Source organism: Methylobacterium sp. A49B (genome assembly GCF_053346215.1).
On sequence record NZ_JBKFBO010000150.1, the window covers coordinates 1 to 18,318 of the forward strand.

Sequence of the window (18,318 nt, forward strand, 5' to 3'; positions counted from 1 at the left end):
CACCGACGCGGGCACCGCCCCGCCCGCGGACCCGCCCGGTCAGCCACCGGACAAGCCCCAGAACGGACGCCACAGGATCGCTCCCGAAGCACCGCGGGCAGGTGCGGTCAGGAAGCACAAAATAGGAACATTGTCAAGGAAATCCTGGCTGCGCGCCGCGGCAAAGCCCGACCGCGATCCGGGAATTGATCGCCGCGCGCCGTCGGACGATCCTGGGACGGGCTGGCCGCTTCGGCACGGCCGCCAGGAGCTGCTTCCATGTCCACCCGCATCGCCCTCCTCGGCCTCGGCGCGATGGGGCATCCCATCGCCCGCAACCTCGCGGCCAAGCGCGGCTCCGAGGCCGAGACGATCGTCGCGGTGGATGCCGATCCGGCCCGTCTCGCCGGCCTCGACGCCCCCGGCCTCGTCGCCACCACGGACCCGGGCGCGATCGACGGCGCCGCGGTGCTGTTCCTGTGCCTGCCCAACGGCGACGTGGTCGAGGCGGCCCTGTTCGGCCCCGGCGGCGTCGCCGGGCGACTCGCCCCCTGGGCCGTCGTGGTCGATCTCAGCACCATCGCGCACGCCAAGGCGCTGGCGATCGGCCGGGCCCTGGAGGCGGCCGGGCGGCTGTTCGTGGATGCCCCCGTCTCCGGCGCGCCGGCCGGCGCCGAGGCCGGGACGCTCACCGTCATGTGCGGCGGCGCCGCCGGGACGGTGGCGCAGGTGCGACCGCTGCTGGAGCGGATCGGCACCAGCATCCTCCACATGGGGCCGGTGGGGTCGGGCCAGCTCACCAAGACGATCAACAACGTGCTCTACGACATCAACATCGCGGCGCTGGCCGAGGTGCTGCCCATGGCCGTTTCCATGGGGCTCGATCCCGCGCAGGTCGCCCAGGTGGTGACGACGGGGACGAGCCGGAGCTACGCGTCGCAGTACTTCGTGCCGCGCATCCTGCAGGGGCGCTTCGACGAGGGCTACCCGATGGGCGCGGCCTACAAGGATCTGGTCGCCGCGGCGGCGATCTCGGCCGAGCGCGGCGTCCCGATGCCGGTCACGGCGGCGGCCACCGCCACCTACCAGATCGCCCTGCGCCAGGGCCACGCCGACAAGGACAAGGGCGCAATGGTGCTGCCGTTCGAGGACTTGCTCGGGGTGCGGGTGCGGGCAGGCGAATAGGTGCTTCGTCGACGCGCCGGCTCAGCCACCCGGTCGCAACTTTGTCGTCATATGACTCCAAAATGGCGTGCCGCTGCTCCGCCGGACGCCGACCGATCAGAGCTGGATCGACGGCCTGCGGGACCGCCGCGCGGCTACGCGCGTCCTGGCGCGCGTCGCTCGTCTGGACCTGGGCAACCCCGGCGACGTGAGGCCGGTCGGCGAAGGCGTGCGCGAGCTGCGGATCGATTACGGCCCCGGATACCGCGTCTACGACGTGCAACACGGCGAGGAGATCGTGATTCTGCTATGCGGTGGCGATGAGGGGTCTCAGATCCGCGACATCCGCGAGGCGAAACGGCTGGCGAAGGATCTCTGACGATGCCCCTCGAAACCCGTCCGTACGACACCGCCGAACACCTGCGGATGCCTGAGGATATCGTCCTCTACATCGAGGCCGTGCTGGAGGATGGCGATCCGGCCCTCGTCGCCGATGCGATCGGCGTCGTCGCGAGGGCGCGCGGCATGGCTCAGATCGCGCAGGAGACCGGCCGATCCCGCGAGCAGCTCTACCGGACTCTCTCGGAGAAGGGGAACCCGCAGCTCGACACGCTGATGGGCGTGCTCAAGGCCATCGGGTTACGCCTCAGCGTGAAGCCGATCGAGACCGAGGTCTGAGCCGGCGCCTGCCGGCACCTTACTCCGCGGCCTCCGTCTCCGGCACCGCCGCATGCCCGGGCCGCGCCGGCAGCACCGGGGCGTCGGCCCGCTGGAGCACCTCCAGCGCCGCGTCGGCCTCCCGCTGGCGGTCCCAGAGCGCCGCGTAGACGCCGCCGGCCTCCAGCAGCTCGGCATGGGTGCCGCACTCGACGATCCGGCCGTGGTCGAGCACCAGGATCGCGTCGGCGTTCACCACCGTGGACAGCCGGTGGGCGATCACCAGGGTGGTGCGGCCGCGGCTGACCCGGTCGAGCGCCGCCTGGATCTCGGCCTCGGTGAAGGAATCGAGCGCCGAGGTCGCCTCGTCGAGGACGAGGATCGGCGGCGCCTTGAGGATCGTGCGGGCGATGGCGACCCGCTGCTTCTCGCCGCCCGAGAGCTTCAGGCCCCGCTCGCCCACCGGCGTGTCGTAGCCCTCCGGCAGGCTCGACACGAACCGGTCGATCTGCGCGAGGCGGGCCGCCTCACGGAGTTCCGCGTCGGTGGCGTCGGCGCGGCCGTAGCGGATGTTGTAGCCGATCGTGTCGTTGAACAGCACCGTGTCCTGCGGGACCATGCCGATCGCCGCCCGCAAGGACGCCTGCGTCACCGCGGCGATGTCCTGCCCGTCGATGCTGATCCGGCCGCCCTGCGGTTCGTAGAACCGGAACAGCAGCCGCGAGAGCGTCGACTTGCCGGCACCCGAGGGGCCGACCACCGCCACCGTCTGGCCCGCCGGGATCTCGAAGGAGACGCCCCGCAGGATCGGCCGCTCGGGATTGTAGGCGAAGCGCACGTCGTCGAACCGCACCGTGCCGCCCGCCACCCGGAGGGGTTCCGCGCCCGGGCGGTCGGCGATCTCGGGGTTCTGCCCGAGGATGCGGAACATGTCGTCGATGTCGATCAGCGCCTGTTTGATCTCCCGGTAGATCATGCCCATGAAGTTCAAGGGCATCGAGAGCTGCACCAGCATGGTGTTGGCCAGCACGAAGCCGCCGATCGTGGTGCGTCCGGCCAGGATGTCGCGCGCCGCGAGCCACATCACCACGGTCATGCCCAGCGTGAAGATCACCGCCTGCCCGGCATTGAGCACCGCCAGCGACACGTAGGTCTGCGTCGAGGCTCTTTCGTATTTCGCCATCGACTCGTCGTAGCGGGACGCCTCCCGGCGCTCCGCGCCGAAATACTTGACGGTCTCGAAGTTCAGCAGCGAGTCGACCGCCTTGGTGTTGGCGTCCGTGTCCGAGGCATTCATCCGGCGGCGAATGGCGATCCGCCACTCGGTCGCCTTGTAGGTGAAGGCCAGATAGGCCGCGACCGTCAGGAAGGCGGTCAGCGCGTAGGTCCAGTTGAACTCGTAGGCGAGCACGCCCAGCACCAGCACGAACTCGACGATGGTCGGCACCAGGGTCAGCACCATCAGGCGCGAGAGCTCCTCGATGCCGGCGCGGCCGCGCTCCAGCACGCGGGTGAGGCCGCCGGTCTTGCGCTCCAGGTGGAAGCGCAGGGACAGGCGGTGCATGTGCTCGAAGGTCTGGAGCGCCAGCCGCCGCACCGCGTGCATCGCCACCTTGGCGAACAGACCGTCGCGCACCTGGGTCAGGGCCGACATGGCGATGCGCGAGACGCCGTAGACGGCGATCAGCAGCATCGGCGCGGCGAGCAGACCCGTGGGCACGGCTTCGTCCTTGCCGCCCACCGCCGCCACCAGCGCGTCGGTGATCCACTTGAAGGTGAACGGCGTCACCATGGTCACGAGCTTGGCGGCGAGCAGGAGGCCGAAGGCCAGGAAGACCCGGCGCTGCAGGTCAGGCCGGCCGTGGGGCCAGAGATGCGGCCAGAGCCGCCGGTAGGTGGCGATCAGGCCGGGGCGCTCGGCCGGAGCGGTCGGCCCGGCCGGGGGCGCGGTGTCGTCGGTCATGGGGGTTCTGTGAGGAGGCGTATCGCGAGACCTGCATATAGGCGGGTGATCGCGCCGGATCACCCGCGCTGCATGCAGGGCACCACCTCACGCCCGCCAGAACGGCTTCCGGATCTCGGCGCGCAGTTCCCAGGGCGCGAGCCCGGCGTCCTGGGCTTGGTCCGGATGGAGCGCCGCGAGGGCGCGGCGGGTGCGGATCCGGTGCAGCCAAGTCCGGAGCAGCGAAGTCCGGAACACCGACGTCCGGAGCGGCGACGCGCGGGTGGCGGGTTGGCGGGCGGGTGACGAAGAGAGCGTGACGGCGGGCATGGCGGACGATCCAATGGCGGGCATGCAGTCCGGCCGGGATTGCGGGCGCAGCATTGATCCGATACATATCTCGAATCAATCGAAACATTGATCTCGGAGCAATAATGCGAGCCGCGGACTTCCGCTCCGTCGCCGACGCCATCGCGGCCGACATCGCGGCGGGCCGGCTGCGGCCCGGGGAACGTCTGCCGCCGCAGCGGGACTTCGCCTACGCGCGGGGCATCGCGGTCTCGACGGCCAGCCGGGTCTACGCGGAACTGGCGCGCCGGGGCCTGACGACCGGCGAGGTCGGGCGCGGCACCTATGTCCGGTCCGAGCCGGGCCGAGCGGGCCCGCTGCAGCCCGAGCCGCCCCCGGCGGCGGTCGACCTCCAGCGGACCCATTCGCGGCTCCCCGAGCAGGAGGCGGTCCTGGCCGAGACCCTGGCGGCGCTCGCGCGGGGCGGGGCCGAGATCGGGTTCAGCCAGTACGGGCCGGCGGGCACGCCCCGGGCGCAGGCGGTCGCCGCCGGATTCCTCGCCCGCGCGGAGTACGCGCCCAGGCCGGGCGACATCCTCTTCACCGGCAACGGGCGGCAGGCGCTGGCCGCCGCGCTGGCGGCACTGGCGGCGCCGGGCGAGCGGATCGGCTGCGAGCCGCTGACCTATCCGGCGGTGCGCGGCATCGCCGCCCGGCTCGGGATCACGCTGGTGCCGGTCGCCATGGACGCGGAGGGTATGTGCCCCGACGCCCTGCTCCAGGCGCACCGGACGGCGCCGCTGAGCGGCGTCTACATCCAGCCGACGCTGCAGAACCCGCTCGGCGTCACGATGGGTCCGGCGCGCCGCGCGGACCTCGCCGGCCTCCTCGATCGGACGGGGCTCACGGCGATCGAGGACGCCGTCTACGGCTTCCTGGCGGAGACGCGGCCCCTCGCCAGCCTCGCGCCGGACCGGGCGATCCTGATCGACAGCCTGTCGAAGCGGGTGATGCCGGCGCTGACCGTCGGCCTGATCGCCGCGCCGCCGCACCTGATCGACCGGCTCGCCGCCTCCGTCCGGCAGGGGGCCTGGACCGCCCTCGGCCTGTCGCTGGCGGCCGGGATGCACTGGATGGCGGGGGGCTCGGCGGCCGCCCTCGTCGCGGCCAAGCGCCGGGACGCCACGGACAGGCAGGCCATCGCCCGGGCGGCCCTGGCCGACCTGCGGGTGGTCGGCGATCCCCACGCCTACCACCTGTGGCTCGAATTGCCCGAGACGTGGCGGGCGGAGGCCTACGCGGCCGCGGCCCTGCGGCAGGGCATCGCCCTGCTCCCGGCCTCGGCCTTCGCGGTCAATCCCGGCTACGCGCCGAACGCGGTCCGCCTCGCCCTGGCCGCGCCCGCCCGGGAGGATCTCGGCGACGCCCTGCGGCGGCTGCGCCGACTGGCCTCCGCGGGGGACGATCAGGTCGTGGAGTGAGGCGGTTCAGCCGCGCTTGCCCACCGGCAGCACGAAGATCTGCCCCGGGTAGATCAGGTCCGGATCGCGGATCTGGCTCTGGTTGGCGTCGTAGATCACCGTGTAGCGTTCGCCGCGGCCGTAGGTGCGCTGGCTGATCCGCCAGAGGTTGTCGCCCCGGCTGATCTTGGCCGTGCTGATCTCCGGCACGAACACCGCCCCGGCCCGGGCCGGCCCCGTCGTGTCCGCCGCGAGATGGCTCGTGTCGGGGGAGGCGGCCTCGCGGGTGGCCTCGCGGGTGGCCTCAGAGGCGGTCCCGCGGGCGGGTTCGGGCGGGGCGGCCGGTCCGGCCGCGGGCCTTCCGTCCCCGCGAGGAGGCGCCTTGGCGGCGTCGGGACTGGAGGATGGGGTGGGCTCGCGGGTCGCGACCTGCGCATCAGGCACCGACAGCGGAACCTCGGCGCGGGCCGCGACCTTGCCGGTGGCCGGGTCGACCTGGTCGATCCGCACCTGGTACTGGCCGGGCTTGATCCCGCGGCCGATCGTGAAGCTCGCGCGGCCGTCCGGGCCGATCGTCCCGGGGGCGATCAGCGTCTCGTTGAGGTAGAGCCGGAGCGGGGTCCCCGGCGCCCCGGACGCCGTCACGAACAGGCGGCCGTTCCCCTGCACGTCGACGCTGACGATCCGGGTCGGCTGCGCCGCCCCGGAGCCGGCCTCCGCGCCGGGCTGCCTTCCGCCGCCCGGGGCCGCGGTGGCGACCCGGGCGCCGGGCGCCGGCGCGTCGGGCTGCGACAGGACGACCGTCGGCGCGTCGGGGGCCGTCAGGGCCACCAGGGGCCGGCGGTCGTGGCCGGGAGCGACGGAGACCGCCACGCTCTGCTGCGACTGGGCGGTGTGGCCGCCCGGGACGGTCATCCGCAGGCCGATCACGCTGGACCCAGTCGGCAGGGCCGGGGGGACGATGGCGAACTGCCCGTTCGCGTCCGCCGTCGCCCGGGCCACGGGCTTTCCGTCGACCAGCATCTCGACGACGGCGTCCGGCGCCCCGCGCCCCGCGACGACGGCGTCGCCGTTCGGTTCGACCCGGACGATGTCGAAGCGCGGCGCCTCCGCGGCCGCGGGGGCCTTGCCCGCCGCGTCGGGTCCCGGCCGCCCTGTCCCGTGCGGCGGCGCAGGCTCGCTCCCGCCGGGGGACACCCCGGGCCGGGTGTCGAGCTTCGCTTCCGGCTTCGGTTCCGACGATGGCCCCGGCTTCGACTCCGACCTCGATTCCGATTTGGGCTCCGGCTTCGCCCCGGCCGGCTTGTCGTCGCGGAAATCGATGGTCGGGTCGGTGCGGTTGGCCATCGCGCCGGGATCGGCGAGGCTCCGCAGGCCGCTCTCCGGCGCAGACGCGGCGGGTGGCTCGGGCACGTCCCGGCCGGTCAGCCGCCGCAGCGACTCGCCGCCGAACAGGGCCAGCACGAGACCGAGGCCGCCGAGGAGACCGGCGAGTGCCAGGGCGAGACTGCGCCGCACCCGTCCCGACATCGCCACCCCAACCTCCCCAAATCCCGCCGCGGTCCTGCGGCTCGCCCATCCGCGCGAAAAGCGTCGACGGCACCGCCCATAATACCGTACATGGTCCCGACACCAAGCCGTCCCGCCGCCCAGGCGGGTGAATCCCGCGCGACTTCAGCAGTTTGGCGCGTGGAGCGCCGGGCGCGGGGCTCCTTCTGACGGCACGCAACGGAAGCGCGACGGAGGGCGCCGGATGGCTCCGGTGAGGACAGTCTGTGTCTATTGCGGCTCCGGCTTCGGCCGGGATCCCGCCTTCCGCGCGGCCGCCGAGACCCTCGGCACCGCGCTGGCCCAGGCCGGGATGCGCCTGGTCTACGGCGGCGGCGACGTCGGCCTGATGGGCACGGTCGCCCGGGCCGCGCTCGCCGCCGGCGGCCACGTCACCGGCATCATCCCGGACTTCCTCCAGGCGCGCGAGCACATGCTGGAGGACGTGCAGGAGACCGTGGTGGTGCCCGACATGCACACCCGCAAGCGGCTGATGTTCGAGCGCTCGGACGCCTTCGTGACCCTGCCCGGCGGCATCGGGACCCTGGAGGAGCTGGTCGAGCAGCTGACCTGGGCGCAGCTCGGGCGGCACAGGAAGCCCGTGGTCCTGGTCTCGGTAGCCGATTTCTGGGCGCCGCTGCTCGCCCTGTTCGACCACATGCGCGACAACGGCTTCATCCGCGAGGGGCTCGATCTCAGCTACCTCGTCGCCCGCGAGGCGGGGGCCGTGGTGCCGATGCTCCGCGAGGCCGGCCACCAGCCCGATCCCGAGGCCGAGGATATCGTCCAGCAGCGGATGTAGCGGGCCCCGGGGGGCCTCACCCGTGGTCGTGCCCCGCATGATCCTCCGCCTCCGGCAGGGTCAGGCCGAAATGGCTCACCAGATCGGCCACCTGCCCGGGGCTGAGCTGCCGCGGGTTGAGGTTGCGCAGCAGCAGGTAGAGCTTGGCGGTCTCCTCCAGCTCCTCGGTGGCGAAGACCGCGCCCTCCAGGCTGTCGCCGGCCACCACCGGGCCGTGATTGGCGAGCAGCACCGAACTGTACTTGCCCGCCAGCCCCCGGATCGCGTCCGCCACGGCCGGGTCGCCCGGGCGGTAATAGGGCACCAGCGCCGTGCCGCCGGTGCGCATCAGGTAGTAGGGCGTCAGCGGCGGCAGGACCTGCCGCGGGTCGATCTCCGGCAGCATCGAGACCGCCACCGCGTGGGTCGAGTGGAGGTGGACGATGGCCTTGGCCTCGCTCCGGCTCTCGTAGAGCGCGCCGTGCAGCGGGATCTCCTTGGTGGGCTTGTCGCCCGAGACGAGGCGGCCCTGATCGTCCAGCCGGGAGATCCGCGCCGGGTCGAGGAAGCCGAGCGACGCGTTGGTCGGCGTCACCAGCCAGCCGCCATCGGGCAGGCGCAGGGAGATGTTGCCGGACGAGCCCGGCGTCAGGCCCCGCTCGAACAGCGAGCGGCCGTAGCGGCAGATCTGCTCGCGCAACGCCGTCTCGCTCATGCGGTCGCTCCCTCGATCAGCTCGAAACCGAGATCAATCCGTTTGGGGCCTTGATCGTTCAGGCAGGCGGCGGCCTGCCGGCCGATCTCCAGGCGCGGCGTGCGCACCGTCGACAGGGGCTGGGGCATCGCGGCGGCGAAGTCGAGCCCGTTGAAGCCGAACAGCGCGAGCCGCCCCGGCACGGCCAGGCCCGCCGCCAGGCAGGCGAAGTAGCCGCCGAGCGCCATGTCGTCGTTGGAGAAGTAGACCGCGTCGAGGTCGGGTTGGCGCGCCAGCAGCGCCTCCAGACCCGCCCGCCCCGAGGCCGGTGAGGACGGCCCAGGCCGGATTTCTCTGGCCTGGAGCGCCAGCCCGGCCGCAGCCAGGGCGTCCTCGAACCCGGCGAGCCGCTTGCCCGCCCGCAGGTCGACCGCGAGGTCGTGCCCGAGATAGGCGATGCGCCGGTAGCCGCGCGCCACGAGGTGCCGGGCGCTCGCCGCCCCCACGGCCCGGTTGGAGAAGCCGACCACGGCGTCGATCCCCTCCCCGTCCGTGTCGATCATCTCGACGACGCGCACGCCCCCGGCCCTCGCGAGGGCGACCGTGCCGGGATTGTGCTCCAGCCCCGTGAGCAGCAGCGCCGCGGGCCGCCAGGACAGGAGGGCGGCGGCGAGCGCCTCCTCCCGGTCCGGATCGTAATCGCTCACTCCGATCACGCAGGGGATGCCCTCGGCATCGAGGGCCGCGGTCAGGCCGCGCAGCAGGTCGGGGAAGACCACGTTGGCGAGCGATGGGATCACGACCCCGACGAGCCGTGCGCTCGCCCCCTGGCCGGCGAGGCTGCCGGCGAGCCGGTTCGGCACGTAGCCGAGGCGGGCCACCGCCTCCGCGACCCGCTCGCCGGCGCGCTTGGAATAGGAGCCGTGGTTGCGCAGCACCCGCGAGACCGTGCTCTCGCCGACACCGGCCGCCCGGGCGACGTCGGCGAGCGTCACGAGCCGCCCCGGCGGCAGGATGTCGTCCATGGCCCCGCTCTCCCGGCGCGGTTTCTTGTTTCGATGACATCGCCGATGAGCCGGATGGATCCGGACAGGCGCGGGTCCCCTCTCCCGTGCGGGCTACACTGTTCACACAACTGCGTGGCGCTCTCTCCTCCCCCTTGCGGGGAGGAGTTGGAGGTGGGGGTGGTGCAGAAGGCACTGCTGCGCCTCATCCTGAACCACCCCCACCCCTGGCCCCTCCCCGCAAGGGGGAGGGAAAAGCGCTTTCTTCTGAAGGCCTTCAGCCTCTGAGAAAAGTGTGAATCCACAAGACCGCACGGGCCAGGGCACGCGTGGCGGCACCTGACATAGCCGCCTGCATTATCGCGCACAACCGGATTGGCAGCGCTGCCAAAAGGCGATATGGCACCGCTCCAGCGCCGCCCGACGAGCGGCGAAGACCACGATCCGTCCGTACTGAACCGGTACGGGCACGGGAGAACGCCCATGCCGGTCCAAGCCGCCCCGCTCGGGGGCGCCACCGCGCCCGCGGACGAGAAATCCTTCGCCGACCGCACCTACGCGAAGGTGTTCTGGCGCCTCGTGCCGTTCCTGATGCTCTGCTACGTGGTGGCGTATCTCGACCGGGTAAATGTCGGCTTCGCCAAGCTCCAGATGTCCCAGGAGCTGAAGTTCTCCGAGACGGTCTACGGCCTGGGCGCCGGCATCTTCTTCCTCGGCTACTTCCTGTTCGAGGTGCCCTCGAACGTGATCCTGCACCGGGTCGGCGCCCGGGTCTGGATCGCCCGGATCATGATCACCTGGGGGGTGATCTCCGGCGCGTTCCTGTTCGTGAACTCCGAGTGGAGCTTCTACGGGATGCGCTTCCTCCTCGGGCTCGCCGAGGCCGGGTTTTACCCGGGGGTGATCCTCTACACGACCTCGTGGTTCCCGGCCCACCGCCGCGCCCGGGTGATCTCGGTGTTCATGGCGGCGATCCCGATCTCCGGCATCTTCGGCAACCCGCTCTCCGGCTGGATCATGGACGCGTTCAACGGCGCCCACGGCCTGTCCGGCTGGCAGTGGATGTTCCTGATCGAGGCGGTGCCGGCGGTGCTGATCGGCATCGCGGTGTTCCTCTACCTCGACAACCGGCCCGCCGAGGCCAAGTGGCTGACCGACGCCGAGAAGCAGCTCCTCGAGCGCGACATCGCGGCCGACAACCAGGGCAAGGAATCGAGCCCGCACTCGATCGCCACCGTGTTCCGCAACGGCCGCGTGTGGTTCATGAGCCTGATCTACTTCGCCTTCGTCACCGGCCAGTACGGCCTGACCTTCTGGATGCCGACGATCGTCAAGGCATCGGGCGTGCAGGGCAACTTCAACATCGGCCTGATCAGCGCGATCCCGTTCGTGTGCGCGGCGATCGTGATGGTTCTGCTCGGCCGCTCCGCCGACCGGATGCGCGAGCGCCGCTGGCACCTGATCCTCCCGGCGCTGATCGGCGCGGCGGCCTTCGTGGTCTCGGCCAATGCCGGCTCGACCACGCTCGCCATCGCGGCGCTCTCGGTGGCGGCGGCCGGGGTGTTGACCTGCTCGCCCCTGTTCTGGTCGCTGCCGACGGCGTTCCTCAGCGGCGCGGGCGCGGCGGCCGGCATCGCGCTGATCAACTCGGTGGGGAACCTCGCGGGCTTCGTCAGCCCCTACGTGATCGGGGCCCTGCGCGACGCCACCGGCAGCACCGCCACCGGTCTCTACGCGCTCGCCGCCATGCTGGTGGTCGGCGCGGTCTGCGTGTTCGTCACGCCCGCCCGGATGGTCAACCGCTGACCGTCGATCCAGGCGTGGATATGCAGAGAACCCCCTCCCCTTCATCCAGGAGCCGCCCCCGATGACCAACGCAACACACCGCGCCGCGGTGATCGGCCTGGGCTCCATGGGCTCCGGCATGGCCGGCTCCCTCCTGCGGGCGGGCTTCTCCGTGGCCGCCTGCGACGTGAACCCGGATGCCGTGGCGCGCTTCGCCACCGCCGGCGGCCGGGGCGCCGCGAACCCCGCGGAGGCGGCACGCGACGCCGACGTGGTGGTGAGCGTCGTCGTCAACGCCGCCCAGACCGAGGCGGTGCTGTTCGGCGAGAACGGCGCCGCCGCGGCGATGCCGGAGGGCGCGGTGTTCGTCTCGTCCGCCACCATGGACCCCGCCGTCGCGCGGGCGCTGGCGGCCCGGCTGGAAGCCACCGGCCGCCACTACCTCGACGCCCCGATGAGCGGCGGCGCCGCCCGGGCGGCCGATGGCGGCCTGACCTTCCTGGCCTCGGGCTCGGCGGCGGCCTTCGCCAAGGCACGGCCCGCTCTCGATGCCATGGCGGGCACGCTCTACGAGCTCGGCGACGCGGCCGGCCAGGGCGCGGCCTTCAAGATGATCAACCAGCTGCTCGCGGGCGTGCACATCGCCGCCGCCTGCGAGGCGATGGCCTTCGCGGCCAAGCAGGGTCTCGATCTCCGGCGCGTCTACGAGGTGATCACCAAGTCGGCGGGCAATTCCTGGATGTTCGAGAACCGGGTGCCCCACATCCTCGACGCCGATTACGATCCGAAGAGCGCAGTCGACATCTTCGTCAAGGATCTCGGCATCGTGCAGGACATGGCCCGCGCGGAAAAATACCCGGTGCCGGTGGCGGCGGCGGCCCTGCAGATGTTCCTGATGGCGTCCGGTGCCGGCATGGGCCGGGACGACGACGCCTCCGTGGCGCGGCTCTACGCGCAGGTTTCGGGCGCGAAGCTGCCGGGGAAAGCTTGAGGTAGCCCGATCTCACCCTGGACCTCATCCTGAGGTGCCCGCGCAGCGGGCCTCGAAGGAGGGCTCCAGGGATCGCAGGGCTGGCTGGAGGGCTCCTTCGAGGCCTGCGCTGCGCTCCGGCACCTCAGGATGAGGGCACGGGTTGGATGATATGGTCCGCTGAGCGGATCGTCGCGTTTCAAGGATCGGGCAGGGAGTCCCAAGAGAATGCCGCGCTTCGCCGCAAACCTGAGCCTGATGTTCAACGAGGTGCCGTTCCTCGACCGGTTCGAGGCCGCGGCCCGCGCCGGGTTCGACGCCGTCGAGTTCCTGTTCCCCTACGAGCATCCGCCCGAGGCCATCGGCGAGCGGCTCCGGGCCAACGGCCTGACCCAGGCGCTGTTCAACCTGCCGCCGGGCGATTTCGCGAAGGGCGAGCGCGGCTTGGCGGCGTTTCCTGAGCGGTTCGATGAACTCAAGGCCGGCGTCGACACGGCCTTGCGCTACGCCGACGCGACCGGCGTCGCCCGGCTCCACCTGATGGCGGGCCTCGCCCCGCACGACGACCCGAAGGCCGTCGAGGCCTACCGCCGGGCCGTCACCTGGACCGCGGAGCGGCTGGCGCAGGCCGGCCTCGACCTCGTCCTGGAGCCGATCAACGGCCGCAACATGCCGGGCTACTTCCTCAACGATTTCGGCCGCGCCGCCGACCTGATCCGCGACCTCGCCCTGCCGAACCTGAAGCTGCAGTTCGACCTCTACCACTGCCAGATCCTGCACGGCGACGTGACCATGCGGCTGCGCGCCCTGATGCCGATCATCGGCCACGTCCAGACCGCGAGCGTGCCCGAGCGCCACGAGCCCGGCACCGGCGAAGTGGCGGATTTCTTCCTGTTCGACGAGCTGGACCGGCTCGGCTACGCCGGCTTCGTCGGCTGCGAGTACATCCCGGCCGCCGACACCGTCGCGGGCCTCGGCTGGCTCGCCGCCTACAAGGAGAGCGCCCGATGAGCCTCGCGCTGGGATGCGTCGCCGACGACTACACGGGGGCCTCGGACCTCGCCAACACCCTGACCAAGGCGGGCCTGCGCACGATCCAGACCATCGGCGTGCCTGAGGCGGGCCGGACCCTGCCGGAGGCCGACGCCGTCGTGGTGGCGCTGAAGAGCCGCTCGATCCCGGCCGACGAGGCCGTGGCGCGCTCCCGCGAGGCGGAGGCCTGGCTGCGCGCCCGGGGCGCCGCCCACGTGATGTTCAAGGTCTGCTCGACCTTCGACTCCACCGATGCGGGCAATATCGGCCCGGTGATGGACGCCCTGCGGGCGGAGGCCGGCGAGGCCATCGCCCTCGTCACCCCGGCGTTCCCGGAGACCGGGCGGAGCGTCTACCAGGGCAACCTGTTCGTCGGCGCGGTGCCGCTGAACGAGAGCCCGCTCAAGGACCATCCGCTCAACCCGATGCGCGACGCCAACCTCGTGCGCGTGCTCGGGCGCCAGAGCCGGAGCCCGGTCGGGCTGGTCGACACCGCCACCGTCGCGAGGGGCGCGGAGGCCGTCGCCGCCCGCCTCGACGCCCTCGCGGCCGAGGGCAAGGGCGCGGCCATCGCGGACGCGATCTTCGACAGCGACCTCGAAGTGCTCGGGCGGGCGATCATCGACCGCACGTTCTCGGTGGGGGCCTCCGGGCTCGGGCTCGGCCTCGCGCGGGCGCTCGCGGCCGACGGGCGGGGCACGCAGGACGCCGCCGGCGCGGCCGTGGGCGAGCCGGTGGGCGGGGCCTCGGCCTGCCTCGCCGGCAGCTGCTCGCAGGCGACGCTCCAGCAGGTTGCCGCCGCTGAGGCGATCATGCCGGTGCTGCGCCTCGACCCGGCGCGGCTGCTCGCCGGCGACGACGTGGTGGCCGAGGCCCTGGCCTTCGCGGAGACGCACCTGGCCTCGGGCCCGGTGCTGATCGCCACGTCGGCCCCGCCCGAGGCGGTGCGCGCCCTCCAAGCCGCCCACGGGGTCGACGCGGCCGGCCACGCCATCGAGGCGGCGCTGGCGGCGATCGCCGAGGGGCTCGTCGAGCGCGGGGTGCGCCGGCTCGTGGTGGCCGGCGGCGAGACCTCCGGCGCGGTGGTCGACCGGCTGGGCCTCGCCGCCTTCCTGCTCGGGCCCGAGATCGCCGCGGGCGTGCCGGTCCTGCGCACCGCCGGACGGCCGGAGCCGATGCTGCTCGCCCTCAAATCCGGCAATTTCGGCGGCGCCGACTTCTTCGGCCGCGCCCTCGACATGATGGCCTGACGCCACAACCCGACGGGAGGTACTCCATGCACGCCCTGATTCTCGGCGCCGCCGGCATGATCGGCCGCCGCCTCGTGGACGCCCTGGTGAAGGACGGCCGGGTCGGCGGGCAGCCGCTCACCGCCCTCACTCTCCTCGACGTGGTCCCGCCATCGGCGCCCGAGGGCTTCTCCGGCCCGGTGCGGGCCGAGGCCGCCGACCTCACGGCGCCCGGCGCCGCCGAGGCCGCCATCGCCGAGCGGCCGGAGGTGATCTTCCACCTCGCCGCGGTGGTCTCGGGCGAGGCCGAGGCGAATCTGGAACTCGGCTACCGGGTCAACCTCGACGGCACCCGCCTGCTCCTCGACGCGATCCGCAAGGCCAACGCGGCAGACGGCTACCGGCCGAAGCTCGTCTTCACCTCCTCGCTCGCGGTGTTCGGGCCGCCCTTCCCCAAGGTCATCCCGGACGACCACATCCTGCGCCCCGCCTCCTCGTACGGGGTCCAGAAGGCCATGGGCGAGCTGATGCTCGCCGACTACGCGCGCCGCGGCTTCCTCGACGGGATCGGCCTGCGGCTGCCGACCATCTGCGTGCGGCCGGGCAAGCCCAACAAGGCGGCCTCGGGCTTCTTCTCGGGCATCATCCGCGAGCCGCTCGCCGGCCAGGAGGCGATCCTGCCGGTGCCCGACACCGTGCGGCACTGGTTCGCCAGCCCCGCTGCCGCGGTGGGCTTCCTGGTCCACGCCGCCGGGCTCGACCTCGCGGCGATCGGGCCCCGGATCAGCCTGACCATGCCGGGCGTCTCGGCGACGGTGGCGGAGGAGATCGAGGCCTTGCGGCGCGCGGCGGGCGACAAGGCCGTCGCGCTGATCCGGCGCGAACCCGACGCCACCATCGCGCGGATCGTCGGATCCTGGCCGGAGGCGTTCGAGCCGGAGGCGGCGCTCGCCCTGGGCTTCCGGGCGGATCAATCCTTCGACGCGATCGTGGCCCAGCACGTGGCCGAGTTCCACGGGGGCTGAAGCCTCAGGCGAGGGCGGAGCGGATGTCGGTCTGCGGGAAATCGTCGCCGACATAGAGCAGCGGCACGCCGTGCACCTGCGCGCAGGCATAGGCGAAGCAGTCGCCGAGGTTCAGGCGCGCCGGGTGGCGGCCCTTGCCGTAGCGGGCATGGGCCGCAACGGCGATGCTGATTTCTGCAAGGCCGAGGGCGACCACCCCGATACCGACCGTCTCGCGGAAGCTGTTCACGAGTCTCTCGGCGGTCTCAGGCGGCAGCGACTGAATGCGAGCCACCGCCAAGACAGCCTCGAACTGGGCGAGGGCGCTGGTCAGACGATGCGGAGCTTGGCGGAGACAATCTGCCACCCGTTCATAGCCCTGCTCCCGGCACAGGATCGCCACCAGCGCCGACGCATCGATGAACATCAGTCCTCATAGAGGCTGTCGTAGAAGGTCTTGTCGGCCTTGAGGCCGGTCTTCGGGTAGGCGGCCAGGGCCTCCTGTATCGGGCGAATCTTCTCCAGAAATTCGGTCAGCGACTCGTCCCGCCGATCCAGCTCGTTCTGAAGCGCGATCCGCACCGCCTCGGTCTTGCTCACGCCGGCCCGCGATGCCAGCTTCTCGGCCAGCTGATTCACCACTTCGCTGCGGATGTTGAGCGGCACGATCGCCTCCGTGTAGACACGCGAGGCTAGTGTCTACACATCCGCGCCGCAAGCCCGGTGCAGACACCCGATCAAGGATCCCGATGACCCGCCTCGACGAGGCCCGCGCCGCGCTGAAGAAGACGTTCGGTTACGAGGATTTCCGGCCCGGACAGGACGAGGTCATCGGCGCGGTGCTCGACGGTGCCGACGTGTTCGCCGTAATGCCCACGGGCTCGGGCAAGTCGATGACCTACCAGCTCCCGGCGCTGGTCGATCCGGGGCTCACCGTGGTGGTCTCGCCGCTCATCGCGCTGATGCACGATCAGGTGCAGCAGATGCGCAGCGTCGGCATCCAGGCCGCGACCCTCAACTCGACGGTGGCCGAAACGGAATCCCGCGAGACGTGGCGCACCCTGCGCTCCGGCGAGCTGCGACTGCTGTTCGTCTCGCCGGAGCGCCTGCTGATGGACGGCTGCATGGACGCCCTGCGCGGGGCCGGCGTCCGGCGGCTGGCCGTCGACGAGGCGCATTGCGTCTCGCAATGGGGCCATGATTTCCGGCCGGAGTACCGGGAGATCGCCCGCGCCCGGACCGCGCTGGGCAACGTCCAGACCGTGGCGCTCACCGCCACGGCCGACGCCGCCACCCGCGCCGAGATCGCCGAGCGGCTGTTCCCGCAGGACCGGCCCCCGAGGATCTTCGTCCACTCCTTCGACCGGCCGAACATCCGGCTGACGTTCCAGCCCAAGGACAACCCGGCCCGGCAGATCGAGCGCTTCCTGAAGCACCGGCGTTCGGAGAGCGGGATCATCTACTGCTCGTCCCGCAAGCGCACGGAACAGCTCGCCGAGACCCTGCGGAAGGACGGGTTCGACGCCCTGCCCTACCATGCCGGCCTCGACCAGGGCACGCGGATGCGCAACCAGGACCGGTTCCTGCAGGAGGACGGGGTGGTGATGACCGCCACCGTCGCGTTCGGCATGGGCATCAACAAGCCGGACGTGCGCTTCGTCTGCCATGCCGACATGCCCAACAACGTCGAGGGTTACTACCAGGAGATTGGCCGCGCCGGCCGCGACGGGCTGCCCGCCGACACGCTGACTCTCTACGGCCTCGACGACATGGCGCTCCGGCGCCGCCAGATCGACGAGAAGGAGATCTCCGACGACCGCCGCCGGGTCGAGCGGCGCAAGCTCGAGGCGATGATCACCCTGTGCGAGGGGGCTGCCTGCCGCCGCCAGTCGCTGCTCGCCTATTTCGGCGAGGCGAGCGGCGCCTGCGGCCGCTGCGACCTGTGCCGCGGCGGCGTCACCCTGGTGGACGGCACGGTCTCGGCCCAGAAGATCCTCTCGGCGATCGTGCGCACCGGCCAGCGCTTCGGCGCGGCCTATATCTGCGACGTGGTGCACGGGAAGGAGAGCGACCAGATCCGCCGCAACGGGCACGCGAGCCTCAAGACCTTCGGGGTCGGCGCCGACAAGCCGGTGGCGGCGTGGCGGGCGATCCTGCGCCAGCTCTTCGCCGCCGGAGCGATCGCCGAGAACGCCGACGGCTACGGCGGCCTGTCGATGACCGAGAAGGGCGAGGCGATCCTCTACGGGCGGGAGCCGGTGCAGCTCCGCCCGGATCCGGAGCCGAAGGCCGAGACGCGCGAGCGCCGGCGCGCCGCGCCGCGGGAGGACGGCGAGATCGCCCTGTCCGAGACGGACGAGGCTCTGTTCCAGCACCTGCGCGGCCTGCGCGCCACCCTCGCCCGGGCGGAGGGGATCGCGGCCTTCATGGTCTTTCCCGACCGCACGCTGATCGAGATGGCCCGTCAGAAGCCCGTCGACCTCTGGGCGCTGCGCACCGTCCACGGCGTCGGCGAGCGCAAGCGCGAGGCCTACGGCGAGAAGTTCGTGGCGGCCATCGCCGAGTTCCTGGCACATCCCCCGGCGGCGTGAGCCGGGGGATGGCGGGGCCAGTCCTGGCGTGTCGCGCGGGATCGTGTAGGGAGGGCGCCCCTCCAGCGAATCGATCGGAACCGTCATTTCGATATCCGCGCCCGTCGCCGAAGCCCCGTCCCGGACGGCTCCGGACGAGACCGAAACCCGATCGGGCCGGCGCGATCCGCGGACGCTGACGTCCCGCATC

The 18,318-nt window shown here is 72.1% G+C and carries 18 protein-coding genes; 11 read left to right on the top strand and 7 right to left on the bottom strand.

Annotated elements, in window-relative coordinates; translation table 11 throughout:
- Positions 1-258: 258 nt before the first annotated feature.
- The 3 genes from ACLBX9_RS31665 (at position 259) to ACLBX9_RS31675 (ending at position 1,821) form a co-directional block, all read left to right on the top strand.
- Complete coding sequence (locus ACLBX9_RS31665) at positions 259-1,164, top strand: NAD(P)-dependent oxidoreductase (RefSeq protein WP_447721690.1); 906 nt, start codon at positions 259-261, stop codon at positions 1,162-1,164.
- A 67-nt stretch (positions 1,165-1,231) separates the two neighbouring features.
- Positions 1,232-1,522, top strand: a complete 291-nt coding sequence (locus tag ACLBX9_RS31670; RefSeq protein ID WP_447721691.1) for a type II toxin-antitoxin system RelE/ParE family toxin — start codon at positions 1,232-1,234, stop codon at positions 1,520-1,522.
- Positions 1,523-1,524: 2 nt separating this feature from the next.
- Positions 1,525-1,821, top strand: a complete 297-nt coding sequence (locus tag ACLBX9_RS31675; protein WP_447721692.1) for an addiction module antidote protein — start codon at positions 1,525-1,527, stop codon at positions 1,819-1,821.
- Between the two features lie 19 nt (positions 1,822-1,840).
- Here ACLBX9_RS31675 and ACLBX9_RS31680 read toward each other — a convergent pair whose 3' ends face one another.
- Entirely contained in the window at positions 1,841-3,763 is a 1,923-nt protein-coding gene (locus ACLBX9_RS31680; RefSeq protein ID WP_447721693.1) for an ABCB family ABC transporter ATP-binding protein/permease, read from the bottom strand.
- 87 nt (positions 3,764-3,850) lie between these two features.
- Positions 3,851-4,072: a DUF1127 domain-containing protein gene (locus ACLBX9_RS31685; protein WP_447721694.1), complete on the bottom strand. Its 222-nt coding sequence runs from the start codon at positions 4,070-4,072 to the stop codon at positions 3,851-3,853.
- 104 nt (positions 4,073-4,176) lie between these two features.
- Between ACLBX9_RS31685 and ACLBX9_RS31690 the strand changes: the two genes are divergently transcribed.
- Complete coding sequence (locus ACLBX9_RS31690) at positions 4,177-5,511, top strand: aminotransferase-like domain-containing protein (protein WP_447721695.1); 1,335 nt, start codon at positions 4,177-4,179, stop codon at positions 5,509-5,511.
- A 6-nt stretch (positions 5,512-5,517) separates the two neighbouring features.
- On the opposite strand, the gene ACLBX9_RS31695 is transcribed toward ACLBX9_RS31690, so the two are convergent.
- Positions 5,518-7,020, bottom strand: a complete 1,503-nt coding sequence (locus ACLBX9_RS31695) for a LysM peptidoglycan-binding domain-containing protein (protein ID WP_010685568.1) — start codon at positions 7,018-7,020, stop codon at positions 5,518-5,520.
- A gap of 223 nt (positions 7,021-7,243) precedes the next feature.
- Between ACLBX9_RS31695 and ACLBX9_RS31700 the strand changes: the two genes are divergently transcribed.
- Positions 7,244-7,840: an LOG family protein gene (locus ACLBX9_RS31700; protein ID WP_010685569.1), complete on the top strand. Its 597-nt coding sequence runs from the start codon at positions 7,244-7,246 to the stop codon at positions 7,838-7,840.
- Positions 7,841-7,856: 16 nt separating this feature from the next.
- On the opposite strand, the gene otnC is transcribed toward ACLBX9_RS31700, so the two are convergent.
- Both otnC and ACLBX9_RS31710 read right to left on the bottom strand, forming a co-directional pair.
- Entirely contained in the window at positions 7,857-8,534 is a 678-nt protein-coding gene (otnC, locus tag ACLBX9_RS31705) for a 3-oxo-tetronate 4-phosphate decarboxylase (protein ID WP_447721696.1), read from the bottom strand.
- On the bottom strand, positions 8,531-9,538 hold the full coding sequence (locus ACLBX9_RS31710; RefSeq protein WP_447721697.1) for a LacI family DNA-binding transcriptional regulator: 1,008 nt from the start codon (positions 9,536-9,538) through the stop codon (positions 8,531-8,533). The genes otnC and ACLBX9_RS31710 overlap by 4 nt, the downstream gene beginning before the upstream one ends.
- A 462-nt stretch (positions 9,539-10,000) precedes the next feature.
- On the opposite strand from ACLBX9_RS31710, the gene ACLBX9_RS31715 reads away from it, so the two are divergent.
- The 5 genes from ACLBX9_RS31715 to denD all read left to right on the top strand — a co-directional run bounded on the left by ACLBX9_RS31715 (position 10,001) and on the right by denD (position 15,558).
- A complete protein-coding gene (locus ACLBX9_RS31715; protein WP_010685572.1) occupies positions 10,001-11,323 on the top strand; it encodes an MFS transporter in 1,323 nt (440 codons plus the stop codon).
- Positions 11,324-11,384: 61 nt separating this feature from the next.
- Positions 11,385-12,293 carry an L-threonate dehydrogenase gene (gene ltnD / locus ACLBX9_RS31720; protein WP_447721698.1) on the top strand — a complete coding sequence of 303 codons (909 nt, stop codon included), beginning with the start codon at positions 11,385-11,387 and terminating at the stop codon, positions 12,291-12,293.
- A gap of 207 nt (positions 12,294-12,500) precedes the next feature.
- A complete protein-coding gene (gene otnI / locus ACLBX9_RS31725; protein ID WP_010685574.1) occupies positions 12,501-13,283 on the top strand; it encodes a 2-oxo-tetronate isomerase in 783 nt (260 codons plus the stop codon).
- Positions 13,280-14,554, top strand: a complete 1,275-nt coding sequence (gene otnK / locus ACLBX9_RS31730) for a 3-oxo-tetronate kinase (RefSeq protein WP_447721699.1) — start codon at positions 13,280-13,282, stop codon at positions 14,552-14,554. The genes otnI and otnK overlap by 4 nt, the downstream gene beginning before the upstream one ends.
- A gap of 26 nt (positions 14,555-14,580) precedes the next feature.
- On the top strand, positions 14,581-15,558 hold the full coding sequence (denD, locus tag ACLBX9_RS31735; protein WP_447721700.1) for a D-erythronate dehydrogenase: 978 nt from the start codon (positions 14,581-14,583) through the stop codon (positions 15,556-15,558).
- A gap of 4 nt (positions 15,559-15,562) precedes the next feature.
- On the opposite strand, the gene ACLBX9_RS31740 is transcribed toward denD, so the two are convergent.
- Together ACLBX9_RS31740 and ACLBX9_RS31745 are read right to left on the bottom strand one after the other, a co-directional pair.
- Positions 15,563-15,964, bottom strand: coding sequence for a type II toxin-antitoxin system VapC family toxin (locus tag ACLBX9_RS31740; RefSeq protein ID WP_447721701.1), 402 nt, complete (start codon positions 15,962-15,964; stop codon positions 15,563-15,565).
- Positions 15,964-16,203: a type II toxin-antitoxin system VapB family antitoxin gene (locus ACLBX9_RS31745; protein ID WP_010685578.1), complete on the bottom strand. Its 240-nt coding sequence runs from the start codon at positions 16,201-16,203 to the stop codon at positions 15,964-15,966. Before ACLBX9_RS31745 ends, ACLBX9_RS31740 begins: the two co-directional genes overlap by 1 nt.
- 83 nt (positions 16,204-16,286) lie before the next feature.
- On the opposite strand from ACLBX9_RS31745, the gene recQ reads away from it, so the two are divergent.
- Positions 16,287-18,128, top strand: a complete 1,842-nt coding sequence (recQ, locus tag ACLBX9_RS31750; protein WP_447721702.1) for a DNA helicase RecQ — start codon at positions 16,287-16,289, stop codon at positions 18,126-18,128.
- The last annotated feature ends 190 nt before the right edge of the window (positions 18,129-18,318 follow it).

Bases quoted from the DNA above. Each gene is read 5' to 3' on its own strand.
- ACLBX9_RS31665 (WP_447721690.1), top strand. From the start codon at position 259: ATGTCCACCCGCATCGCCCTCCTCGGCCTCGGCGCGATGGGGCATCCC.
- ACLBX9_RS31675 (WP_447721692.1), top strand. From the start codon at position 1,525: ATGCCCCTCGAAACCCGTCCGTACGACACCGCCGAACACCTGCGGATG.
- ACLBX9_RS31680 (WP_447721693.1), bottom strand. From the start codon at position 3,763: ATGACCGACGACACCGCGCCCCCGGCCGGGCCGACCGCTCCGGCCGAG.
- ACLBX9_RS31685 (WP_447721694.1), bottom strand. From the start codon at position 4,072: ATGCCCGCCGTCACGCTCTCTTCGTCACCCGCCCGCCAACCCGCCACC.
- ACLBX9_RS31690 (WP_447721695.1), top strand. From the start codon at position 4,177: ATGCGAGCCGCGGACTTCCGCTCCGTCGCCGACGCCATCGCGGCCGAC.
- ACLBX9_RS31695 (WP_010685568.1), bottom strand. From the start codon at position 7,020: ATGTCGGGACGGGTGCGGCGCAGTCTCGCCCTGGCACTCGCCGGTCTC.
- ACLBX9_RS31700 (WP_010685569.1), top strand. From the start codon at position 7,244: ATGGCTCCGGTGAGGACAGTCTGTGTCTATTGCGGCTCCGGCTTCGGC.
- otnC (WP_447721696.1), bottom strand. From the start codon at position 8,534: ATGAGCGAGACGGCGTTGCGCGAGCAGATCTGCCGCTACGGCCGCTCG.
- ACLBX9_RS31710 (WP_447721697.1), bottom strand. From the start codon at position 9,538: ATGGACGACATCCTGCCGCCGGGGCGGCTCGTGACGCTCGCCGACGTC.
- ACLBX9_RS31715 (WP_010685572.1), top strand. From the start codon at position 10,001: ATGCCGGTCCAAGCCGCCCCGCTCGGGGGCGCCACCGCGCCCGCGGAC.
- ltnD (WP_447721698.1), top strand. From the start codon at position 11,385: ATGACCAACGCAACACACCGCGCCGCGGTGATCGGCCTGGGCTCCATG.
- otnI (WP_010685574.1), top strand. From the start codon at position 12,501: ATGCCGCGCTTCGCCGCAAACCTGAGCCTGATGTTCAACGAGGTGCCG.
- otnK (WP_447721699.1), top strand. From the start codon at position 13,280: ATGAGCCTCGCGCTGGGATGCGTCGCCGACGACTACACGGGGGCCTCG.
- denD (WP_447721700.1), top strand. From the start codon at position 14,581: ATGCACGCCCTGATTCTCGGCGCCGCCGGCATGATCGGCCGCCGCCTC.
- ACLBX9_RS31740 (WP_447721701.1), bottom strand. From the start codon at position 15,964: ATGTTCATCGATGCGTCGGCGCTGGTGGCGATCCTGTGCCGGGAGCAG.
- recQ (WP_447721702.1), top strand. From the start codon at position 16,287: ATGACCCGCCTCGACGAGGCCCGCGCCGCGCTGAAGAAGACGTTCGGT.